The following is a 9,423-nucleotide window of genomic DNA, read 5'->3' on the forward strand; positions in this document are numbered from 1 at the left end:
GGGGGAGGGGAGGCAGCCTGCCCCATCAGACCGTCTCCACCGTCAGCCGGCCCTGCCCGAGGACGAGGCGGCGCGCGTCGCACAGGTCCATCAGGGCGAAATCGTGGGTGGCGATGAGGACCGAGGTGCCGAGCCGGTTGAGCTCGATGAACAGGCGCAGGAGCCGGCGCCCGAGCCCGGGATCGACGTTGCCGGTGGGCTCGTCGGCGAGCAGCAGTTCGGGGCGGGCGATGAGCGCGCGGGCGATGGCCGCGCGCTGCTTCTCGCCGCCCGACAGGAGCGGTGGCAGCACGTGCATGCGCTCGCCCAGCCCCACCCAGCGCAGGAGCTCGACCACCTCGGCCCTGTAGCTGGTCTCGGCCCGGCCCTGGACGCGCAGGGGCAGCGCCACGTTCTCGTAGGTGGTGAGATGGTCGAGGAGCCGGAAGTCCTGGAACACCACCCCCATGCGCCTGCGCAGGGAGGTCAGGGTCTCGCTGGAGATGCCGCTGACCTCCTCGCCGAAGACCGAGACGAGGCCGCGGGTCGGGCGCACCGAGAGCAGGATGAGGCGCAGCAGCGTGGTCTTGCCGGCGCCCGAGGGGCCGGTGAGGAAATGGAACGAATGCGGTGCGATCTCGAAGCTGACATCGCTCAGGACCTCCGGCCCGAGGCCGTAGCGCATCCCGACATTCTCGAACTGGACCACCGGCTCGTCGGCGCCGGTCAGGAGGCTGGCACGAGTCACGCGGTCAGGCACGGTTCACCGGAAACGCTCTTGCCCGAAACGCACTTGCCCGGAACGCGCTCCGCCGGAGTTCCGCCGCTCCCCGTCCCGCCCGTCATCCGATGCCTCAAGACGTGTGCTCCCTGCCCGACTTCACGCACGGTTAACCGTGTTCCGCGACAACCATGTCAGGCTTTTTACGCGAAGCGGCAACCGCCGACCGGCCTCGGAAGCACCGATTCGTCATGCAGATCGCCTGTCCCGCCTGCGCCAGCGAGTACGAGATCCCCACCGACCGCGTCGGCGCCGAGGGTCGCTCGGTGCGCTGCGCGGCCTGTCGGGAAACCTGGTTCATCAGCCCCGACGACGTGGCCGCCGCGCAGATCGCCGATGCCATGGCGGCGATGGGTGGCGGTGCCGGCAACCGCTCGGAAGATCAGGACGCCCTCGATGCCTGGGAAGCCGCTCTCGCCGACGAGGGCCTCGAGGCCGATGGCCCGGCGGTACCGACGCCCGAGCCGGCAGAGACCCCCGCCGCCGAACGGACCCGTCCCTCGGCCAAGCGCTCGAAGCCGCCGCGAAAGGCGCGTCCCGGCCTCGGCGCGTTCGGCTCCGCCGCAGCAGCCTGCGTGGGTCTCGTGGCGGTGGCCGGCCTGGCCCTCATGGGGCGCAGCACGATCGTGCGGGCGATGCCGCAGAGCGCCTCGCTCTACGCCTCGATCGGCCTGCCGGTGAATCTGCGCGGCGTCGATCTGCGGGACCTCGTCGCCTTCCAGAGCGTCGGAGAGGACGGGGTCGGGCAGCTCGTGATCGAGGGCGATCTCGTCGGTGTCGCAAAAGACGCCGTTCCGGTCCCGGCGATTGCCATCGAGGTGCGCGACGCCCGCGACCAGACGGTCTACCGCTGGAGCATTCCAGCCCCGCGGCCGACGATCAGCGGCGGCGAGCGCGCCCGTTTCCGCGCCAGCCTGTCGGCGCCGCCGGCCCAGGGGCGGTCGGTCCAGGTCCGTTTCCCCGAGGTCCGTCTCGCCGAGGCCGGGCAGCCGACGAGCGGGAACCCGCCCTCGCCGTCGAAGACCGATGCCAGCCGCGGGCAGCCGTGATATGCCTCTCGCGATGACAACGCCCCCCAGACGCGTCCGCGTCCTCTTCGACGAAACCGCCATCGCCCGCCGCAACGAGGAACTCGCGGCCGAGATCAGCGCCGTGGGGACCGAGAACCTCCTCGTCGTCGCCGTGCTGAAGGGCAGCTTCATGTTCGCCGCCGACCTCCTGCGGGCGCTGCACCGCTCCGGCTTGTCGCCGCAGGTCGAGTTCGTCCACCTCTCGAGCTACCGCACCGGCACGGTCTCGACGGGACAGGTCGAGATCCTGCGCGACGTCCAGAGCGAGGTCCGCGGGCGCGACGTGCTCCTCGTGGACGACATCCTCGAATCCGGCCGCACCCTCGTCTTCGCCAAGGACCTGCTGATGGCGCGCGGCGCGAAGCGGGTGATGACGACGGTGCTCCTGGAAAAGCCCGGCAAGCGTGCCGTGACGATCGACGCCGATTTCGTCGGATTCGCTTGCCCCGATGCCTTCGTGGTGGGCTACGGCATGGATGCCGCGCATGCCTATCGCCAGCTGCCTTTCGTCGGCGTCGTCGATTTCGACAGCAGCGAGCCGGACCTGTTCGGCGGAACCTGACCGCCTACGCCTTTCGGAGTAGTCCGGCGGCATTTCGGCGCAACCCTCCGAAGTCATACGGCGTTGACATGCCGAACGCTTGACAGCCGGCATCCTGCTTGCGTGTCTGAGCCAAGCGTCGGATGGCCGACGTTGCAATTTCGAAACGGTGTCGATGGCCCGCATCCTGCTCGTGGATGACGAAGAGACGATCCGGGGCTTCCTGAAGCGGGGGCTGGAGATCGACGGCCATGCCGTCGTCACGGCCAGCGACGGCAGCGACGGCCTCGACCGCCTGACGGAGGCCGCCGGCGACTTCGACCTCATGCTCACCGACATCCGCATGCCGCTCATGGACGGCATCGCCTTGGCGCTTGCCGCCAAGCGGGACTTCCCCGCTCTGACCATCCTGCTGATGACGGGCTTTGCCGACCAGCGCGAGCGTGCGCGGGGCCTTGACGCCATCGTCACCGACGTGCTGACGAAGCCGTTCTCGCTGGCGGATCTCCGCTCGACGGTGAATCGCGCCCTCGCGGCCTGAGCGCCGCGCAGTCTCTCTGCCCCGCGATCGTCGACCGTTCATCCGGAAATCCGGAACGCCGCCAGGGCCGATACGCCTGAATGCGTGAGGCCATTGGGAAGAGCCGGCTCCGGACGATCCAGAGCCGGCTCGTGAGGTACGGCGGAAGGGCTACTGGACCTCGTTGCCGGCGTAGTTGATCGAGCCGTCGGGACCCTTCTTCCAGACGTACATCACGTAGTCCGGCCGGGTGATGTCGCCCTTCTTGTCGAAGGAGATGTCGCCGATAACCGTGTCGAACGGCTTGCCCTGATGCATGTAGTCGGCAATCTTCTTGCCGTCCGACGACTTCGTCGCCGTCATCGCGGCCTGCAGGATCTGCACGGCGGCGTAGGAATAGAGCGTGTAGGCTTCCGGATCGATCTTGCGCGCCTTGAAGGCGTCTACGATGGCCTTGGCCTTGGGGTTCTTGCGCGCATCCGGCGAGAAGGTCATGTAGCTGCCCTCCGCGCCCGGCCCGGCAATCTGCACGAACTCCCGATCGGTGATGCCGTCGCCGCCCATGAGCGGCGCGTTCAGACTCTGGTCGCGCATCTGGCGGATGATGAGGCCGGCTTCCGTGTGGAGGCCGCCGAAATAGACGACGTCGACCCCGGCCTGCTTGAGCTTCGAGACGAGGGCCGAGAAATCCTTCTCGCCCGGGTTGATGCCCTCGTAGATCACGTTGGTGCCGCCCTTGGCTTTGAGCGCCTTCAGGGTCTCGTCGGCCAAGCCCTTCCCGTAGGGGCTCTTATCGTGGACGATGGCGATCTTCTTGCCCTTGAACTTGTCGGCCAGATAGGCGCCGGCCACGCCACCCTGCTGGTCGTCGCGCCCGCATGTGCGGAAGGTATTCCAGTTGCCGCGCTCGGTGAACTTGATCGCCGTGGAGGCCGGGCTGACCTGGATGATCCCCGCTTCCTGCAGCGCGTCCGAGGTCGGGATCGAGACTCCGGAGTTGAAGGCGCCGACCACGACCTTCACCCCGTCCGAGGCGAACTTGTTGGCCACCGACACGCCCTGCTTGGGATCGGAGGCGTCGTCTCCCACCGACAGGATCAGCTTCTCGCCGTTGACGCCGCCGGCCTTGTTGATGTCCTCGATCGCCTGGGCAGCGCCGTTCTTGATCTGCGCCCCGAAGGCCGCGTTCGGACCGGTAATCGGGGCGACAACCCCGATCTTGATGTCCGCGTAGGCCCCTGAGGCCGCCATGACGAGGCCGAGCGCGACGCCGGCCGAGAGCAGTGTTTTCATGGTTGTTTCCCCTCCAGGCCGGCATGCCGGCCGCTTGAAAGCATGGACCCCGCTCAGCGGGACCCCGATGGATCGCGCGTGCGCCAGGTCAGCGGTCCCGTCCGCTCGTAGAGCCAACGGTACTGCGTCGTCATCTGCCGGGCGCGTGTGGCACGATAGCCCGCGGCACCGATCAGCACGATGACGATCGCATCGAGAGCAAACCCTGCGCCCGACAGGAGCGGCTGCTCGAACAGGGCGTAGTGCAGGAAGCGGGCGACCGCCGCCACGAGGAGGAGCGCGAGGGCGCATTGCCAGAACGGTCGCCACGCCCGCGCGATGCCGCTGCCCGTCATCCAGGCCGCCGAACCGCCGAGGATCACCGTGACGAGGACGAAGACCCAGAGCGAGGGGCCGTCATGGGGGAGGGCTTGGGGCAGGGTTTCGCTCAATGCTGGCCCCCTTCGAGATAGGCGGCCTTGACTTGGGGATTGTCGAGGAGGGCCTTGCCGGTGCCGCTCATGGTGATCGTGCCCGTCACCATCACGTAGCCGCGATGGGCGAGCTTGAGGGCGTGGTAGGCGTTCTGCTCGACGATGAAGACCGTGAGACCGTCGGTGCGGTTCAACTCCTTCACCGCGTTGAAGATCTGCTTGACCACCAGCGGGGCGAGGCCGAGCGACGGCTCGTCGAGAAGGAGCAGGCGCGGCCGGCTCATCAGGGCGCGGGCGATGGCGAGCATCTGCTGCTCGCCCCCCGACATGGTCCCGCCGCGCTGGTCGATCCGTTCCTTCAGGCGCGGGAACAGGGTGCAGACCCGCTCCAGGTCCTCGGCGAAATGGCGTCCGCCGTTGACGGACGCACCCATCTGCAGGTTCTCGCGCACGGTCATGCGCGGGAAGATGCGCCGGCCTTCGGGCGATTGGGCGATGTTGAGCCGGGCGATCTCGTGGGTGGGCAACTTCGTGATGTCCCGCCCCGCATAGGTGATGGTGCCGTCGCGGGCCTGGGGACTGCCGAAGATTGTCATCATCAGGGTCGACTTGCCGGCGCCGTTGGCGCCGATCAGAGCGACGATCTCGCCCTCGCTCACATCGAGGTCGACGCCCTTGAGGGCGCGGATGCTGCCGTAATAGGTCGAGACGCCGCGCACGCTGAGGAGCGGCGCCTTGGCAGCCTGCGTCCGGGCGCGGGTCTCCTCCACGAGGACGTTGATGCCGGCGACGCTCATGGCGGGGTTCTCATGCCTGCGCCCCCGTGAGCCCGACTTCCGCTTCCACCGCCTCGACCTCCTCGTCGTCGACCCCCAGATAGGCGGCGATGACGCGGGTGTCGCTGCGGATCTGCTCAGGGCTACCGTCGGCGATCTTGAGGCCGTAATCGAGCACCACGATCCGGTCGGAGATCTGCATCACCACCGACATGTCGTGCTCGATGAGAAGCACGGAGGTGTCGTGCTCGTCACGGATCAGGCGCAGCAAGGTGTTGAGCTCGGCCGATTCGCGCGGGTTGAGACCCGCCGCCGGCTCGTCGAGGCAGAGCAGCACCGGGTCGGTGCACATCGCCCGCGCGATCTCCAGCCGGCGCTGGTCGCCGTAGGGGAGGTCGCCGGCCTCGTCGTCGGCGCGGGCGATCAGGTCGATGCGCTCCAGCCAGGCGCGGGCCTTGTCGATGCCCGCCCGTTCGGCACGGGCGTAGCTGGGAAAGCCGAGGATGCCGAGAACGCTGAAGCCCGAGGCCTTCATCAGCGGCTTGTGCATCGCCACGAGGAGGTTCTCGAGCACGGTCATGCGCGGGAACAGGCGGATGTTCTGGAAGGTGCGCGCGACCCGGGCGACGCGGTTGACGTCGTGGCCGGGCAGTCGCTCCAGGAGGTAGGTTGCGCCCCCCGCCTGGCGCAGGGTGAGCATGCCCTCGGTCGGCTTGTAGAAGCCGGTGATGCAGTTGAAGACCGTGGTCTTGCCCGCACCGTTGGGGCCGATGAGCGCGGTGATGTCGCCGCGCCCGACCTCGAAGGAGAGGTCGTCGACGGCGACGAGGCCGCCGAAGCGCATGGTGAGGTGGTCGACGACGAGGATCGGATCCGCCAGCTTGGTATCCTGGCTCATCGTGCCCGCTCCGCCAGCCGCACGGAGGGTTCGCGCTCGGAGATGAGCCCGCGCGGGCGGAAGACCATCATCGCCACCATGGCGAGGCCGAACAGCAGCAGGCGGTACTCGTTGGGGTCGAAGCCCTCGCCGAACACCGCCTTGAGGAAGCCGAGGTTGCGCAGCAGTTCGGGCGCCCCGACCATCACGATCGCCGCGATGGCGACGCCGATCTGGCTGCCCATGCCGCCGAGCACGACGATGGCGAGGATGATCGCGCTCTCCAGGAAGTTGAAGCTCTCCGGCGAGACGAAGCCCTGGCGCACGGCGAAGAACGAGCCGGCGAACCCCGCGAACATTGCGCCGAGCGCGAAGGCGGTGAGCTTCGTCATGGTGGTGTCGATGCCGAGCGACCGGCAGGCGATCTCGTCCTCGCGCAGGGCCTCCCAGGCGCGGCCGAGCGGCAGGCGGCGCATGCGCAGGGTGACGAGGTTGGTGATCAGCGCGAGGACAAGAATGAGGTAGTAGAGGAAGACGACCCGGTGCATCGGGTTGAAGTCGAGCCCGAAGATGGCCGCGAAGCCGCCTTCCCCGGCGGTGAACGGGATGCCGAAGAAGCTCGCGCGGGGGATCGACGAGATGCCGGCGGCTCCCCCGGAGAAGTCGACCCAGTTGATGAGGACAAGGCGGATGATCTCGCCGAACGCCAGGGTCACGATGGCGAGGTAGTCGCCGCGCAGGCGCAGCACCGGGAATCCGAGCAGCACGCCGAAGGCCGCGGCGAACAGGCCGGCGAGCGGCAGGCAGATCCAGAACGACAGCCCGAACACCGTGGCGCACAGGGCGTAGGTGTAGGCCCCCACCGCATAGAAGGCGACGTAGCCGAGGTCGAGCAGGCCGGCGAGGCCGACCACGATGTTGAGGCCCCATCCGAGCATGACGTAGGTGAGGATGAGGATGCCGAGATCGATCCAGTAGCGGCCCTCGCTCAGGCCACCGCCGCCGATGACGGCGAGGAGCGGAAGGGTGAGAGCGAGCCCCAGCGTCAGCGGCCCGAGGAGGGCGGCGATCCGGCTCACCGGTGCGGGAAGGCCGCTCGCCGCGACCCGTGCCTCGGCCGCGACGCGGCGCTGCCCGACCCGCAGCAGCACGAGGCGCTGGGCGAGCCGCAGGAGGAAAACCGCGCCGCACAGGAGGGCGACGACGCCCCAGCGGGTGGTGAGGAAGAGCCCCGAGCCCTGGCCGAGATCGGTGCGGATCGCGACGATGGGGATGCTCAGGCCCAGGGTGACGAGGGCGAAGAGCGCGGCGTCCTTGAGAATCTCGGGGTACGGCGAAGCCTCGCGGCGGACCACGGATGCCCCGGCGGCGGGGAGGATGGAGCCCTGCGCCACGTCAGACCTTCTCCACTTCCGGCCGCCCCAGGATGCCGGACGGCTTGAAGATGAGCACGATGATGAGGATCAGGAAGGCGGCCACGTCCTTGTACTCGATGGAGAAATAGGCCGACCAGAACGTCTCGATAAGGCCGATGATGAGGCCGCCGATGACCGCGCCGGGCAGCGAGCCGATGCCGCCGAGCACCGCGGCCGTGAAGGCCTTCACGCCGGGCACGAAGCCGTCGGAGAACGAGACCACGCCGTAATAGAGGAGGTAGAGCGTGCCGGCGACCGCCGCCAAGGCCGCCCCGAGCACGAAGGTCAGCGAGATCGTGCGGTCGACGTTGATGCCGAGGAGGGCTGCCATGCGCCGGTCCTGCTCGCAGGCCCGCTGGGCGCGGCCGAACGGCGTCTTCTGGACGAGGTACCAGAAGCCGGCGAGCAGCACCGCGGTGGTGATCATGATCAGCCCCTGCTTGTAGGACAGGGTCACCATGTAGTCGTCGCGCTGGTAGAGCACGATGACGTCACGCACGAGGGGCGGCACCGGCTTGTTGCGCGCGCCCTGCACCACCTGCACGAAGTTCGACAGGAAGATCGAGACGCCGATGGCCGAGATCAGCGGCGCGAGGCGGAACGAGCCGCGCAACGGCCGGTAGGCGGCTCGCTCGATCGCCCAGCCCCACAGTGCGGTGAGCGCCATGGCGCAGACGAGCACGATGACGAAGACGAGGGGCACCGAGACGAGGCCGACCCAGGTGGTGAGTGCCAGGAAGACGATCAGCGCGATGAAGGCCGAGAGCATGAAGACGTCGCCATGGGCGAAGTTCACCATGCCGATGATGCCGAACACCATGGTGTAGCCGATGGCGATGAGGCCGTAGATCGAGCCCAGCGTCAGGCCGTTGATGAACTGCTGGGCGAAGAATTCCATCGTGGGGTTCGTCCGTCCCGTGCCCTGGCGTCAGCTCAACCTCGCGTCGGCTCACGTTGGAATGTCCCATAGACGGGGCCGTGGTCAATCCACGAGGGGTCGGGCCACAACCATCGGGCGCACAAGTTTCCGGCGTTGCAGCACAAAGGTTCGGCCGTTCGGCGCGCCGAAGCGCATCCGACTCTCGGAACCCGAACGAACCGTGATGGTCCTAGCGCCCCGCCCAACGCTCCGCCGCGGCATCGTCGGCCTGCGCCGCCTCGACCCAGCCGCCCACGGTCCCGTCCGCCAGATGCTCGCGCTTCCAGAACGGAGCGCGGGTCTTGAGGTAGTCCATCAGGAAGCTCGCCGCCTCGAACGCGGCGATGCGGTGGCCGGATGCCGTCACGACGAGGACAATGCCGTCGCCCGGCGCCACGAGGCCGTGACGGTGGATGACGCGCACGCCCTGGAGCGGCCAGCGCGCCCGCGCCTCTTCCACCACCCGCTCGATCTCGGCTTCGGCCATGCCGGGATAATGTTCGAGTTCGAGCCCGGTCAGGCGTCCCTCCTCGTCGCGGCAGAGCCCGCTGAAAGTGACGATGGCGCCCGCCCGGCCGTGCAACTCGTCCGACAGCCGTGCGATCTCGGCGGCGGTGTCGAAGGGCACGCTCTGGATGCTGACCGAGGACATTGTCACGATTCGCCTGCGATGGTGGGGTAGGGAACGGGAAACGCCTTGCCAGAAGGCTGCGGCGAATCCAGGTTGCGCGCCGTATCGTCCATGCTGGACCTTCGCAGGCCCCGCCATCTCCCCTCGAGGCGGCGGAAGTCCATATGACCCTCGCCGCCGGCCCAGGCTACCGGTTCTTGCGGCAGAT

12 protein-coding genes are annotated in these 9,423 nt (G+C 68.3%); 3 read left to right on the forward strand and 9 right to left on the reverse strand.

Going from position 1 to position 9,423, the window contains the following annotated elements:
• Positions 1-25: 25 nt before the first annotated feature.
• Entirely contained in the window at positions 26-727 is a 702-nt protein-coding gene (gene ftsE, locus ACFE7U_RS07080; RefSeq protein WP_375409023.1) for a cell division ATP-binding protein FtsE, read from the reverse strand.
• Positions 728-951: 224 nt separating this feature from the next.
• Between ftsE and ACFE7U_RS07085 the strand changes: the two genes are divergently transcribed.
• From ACFE7U_RS07085 to ACFE7U_RS07095, 3 genes are all read left to right on the forward strand, one after another.
• On the forward strand, positions 952-1,809 hold the full coding sequence (locus ACFE7U_RS07085; protein WP_375409024.1) for a zinc-ribbon domain-containing protein: 858 nt from the start codon (positions 952-954) through the stop codon (positions 1,807-1,809).
• A gap of 13 nt (positions 1,810-1,822) precedes the next feature.
• Entirely contained in the window at positions 1,823-2,392 is a 570-nt protein-coding gene (gene hpt, locus ACFE7U_RS07090; protein ID WP_375409025.1) for a hypoxanthine phosphoribosyltransferase, read from the forward strand.
• Between the two features lie 154 nt (positions 2,393-2,546).
• Positions 2,547-2,912 carry a response regulator gene (locus ACFE7U_RS07095; protein ID WP_375409026.1) on the forward strand — a complete coding sequence of 122 codons (366 nt, stop codon included), beginning with the start codon at positions 2,547-2,549 and terminating at the stop codon, positions 2,910-2,912.
• A gap of 150 nt (positions 2,913-3,062) precedes the next feature.
• On the opposite strand, the gene ACFE7U_RS07100 is transcribed toward ACFE7U_RS07095, so the two are convergent.
• The 8 genes from ACFE7U_RS07100 to ACFE7U_RS07135 form a co-directional block, all read right to left on the reverse strand.
• On the reverse strand, positions 3,063-4,184 hold the full coding sequence (locus ACFE7U_RS07100) for a branched-chain amino acid ABC transporter substrate-binding protein (RefSeq protein WP_375409027.1): 1,122 nt from the start codon (positions 4,182-4,184) through the stop codon (positions 3,063-3,065).
• A gap of 53 nt (positions 4,185-4,237) precedes the next feature.
• A complete protein-coding gene (locus ACFE7U_RS07105; RefSeq protein ID WP_375409028.1) occupies positions 4,238-4,615 on the reverse strand; it encodes a DUF6867 family protein in 378 nt (125 codons plus the stop codon).
• Entirely contained in the window at positions 4,612-5,394 is a 783-nt protein-coding gene (locus ACFE7U_RS07110) for an ABC transporter ATP-binding protein (RefSeq protein WP_375409029.1), read from the reverse strand. The genes ACFE7U_RS07105 and ACFE7U_RS07110 overlap by 4 nt, the downstream gene beginning before the upstream one ends.
• A gap of 10 nt (positions 5,395-5,404) precedes the next feature.
• Positions 5,405-6,271, reverse strand: a complete 867-nt coding sequence (locus ACFE7U_RS07115; RefSeq protein WP_375409030.1) for an ABC transporter ATP-binding protein — start codon at positions 6,269-6,271, stop codon at positions 5,405-5,407.
• Positions 6,268-7,605, reverse strand: coding sequence for a high-affinity branched-chain amino acid ABC transporter permease LivM (gene livM, locus ACFE7U_RS07120; protein ID WP_375409040.1), 1,338 nt, complete (start codon positions 7,603-7,605; stop codon positions 6,268-6,270). The genes ACFE7U_RS07115 and livM overlap by 4 nt, the downstream gene beginning before the upstream one ends.
• A 40-nt stretch (positions 7,606-7,645) precedes the next feature.
• Positions 7,646-8,563, reverse strand: coding sequence for a branched-chain amino acid ABC transporter permease (locus ACFE7U_RS07125; RefSeq protein WP_375409031.1), 918 nt, complete (start codon positions 8,561-8,563; stop codon positions 7,646-7,648).
• Between the two features lie 211 nt (positions 8,564-8,774).
• Complete coding sequence (locus ACFE7U_RS07130) at positions 8,775-9,236, reverse strand: molybdenum cofactor biosynthesis protein MoaE (protein WP_375409032.1); 462 nt, start codon at positions 9,234-9,236, stop codon at positions 8,775-8,777.
• A gap of 2 nt (positions 9,237-9,238) precedes the next feature.
• On the reverse strand, positions 9,239-9,423 hold a 185-nt coding region (locus ACFE7U_RS07135), incomplete at its 5' end, for a hypothetical protein (RefSeq protein WP_375409033.1).

This window comes from uncultured Methylobacterium sp. (genome assembly GCF_964251405.1).
In the GTDB taxonomy this organism is placed as follows: Bacteria; Pseudomonadota; Alphaproteobacteria; order Rhizobiales; family Beijerinckiaceae; genus Methylobacterium.

Bases quoted from the DNA above. Each gene is read 5' to 3' on its own strand.
- ACFE7U_RS07085 (WP_375409024.1), top strand. From the start codon at position 952: ATGCAGATCGCCTGTCCCGCCTGCGCCAGCGAGTACGAGATCCCCACC.
- hpt (WP_375409025.1), top strand. From the start codon at position 1,823: ATGACAACGCCCCCCAGACGCGTCCGCGTCCTCTTCGACGAAACCGCC.
- ACFE7U_RS07095 (WP_375409026.1), top strand. From the start codon at position 2,547: ATGGCCCGCATCCTGCTCGTGGATGACGAAGAGACGATCCGGGGCTTC.
- ACFE7U_RS07100 (WP_375409027.1), bottom strand. From the start codon at position 4,184: ATGAAAACACTGCTCTCGGCCGGCGTCGCGCTCGGCCTCGTCATGGCG.
- ACFE7U_RS07110 (WP_375409029.1), bottom strand. From the start codon at position 5,394: ATGAGCGTCGCCGGCATCAACGTCCTCGTGGAGGAGACCCGCGCCCGG.
- ACFE7U_RS07115 (WP_375409030.1), bottom strand. From the start codon at position 6,271: ATGAGCCAGGATACCAAGCTGGCGGATCCGATCCTCGTCGTCGACCAC.
- ACFE7U_RS07125 (WP_375409031.1), bottom strand. From the start codon at position 8,563: ATGGAATTCTTCGCCCAGCAGTTCATCAACGGCCTGACGCTGGGCTCG.
- ACFE7U_RS07130 (WP_375409032.1), bottom strand. From the start codon at position 9,236: ATGTCCTCGGTCAGCATCCAGAGCGTGCCCTTCGACACCGCCGCCGAG.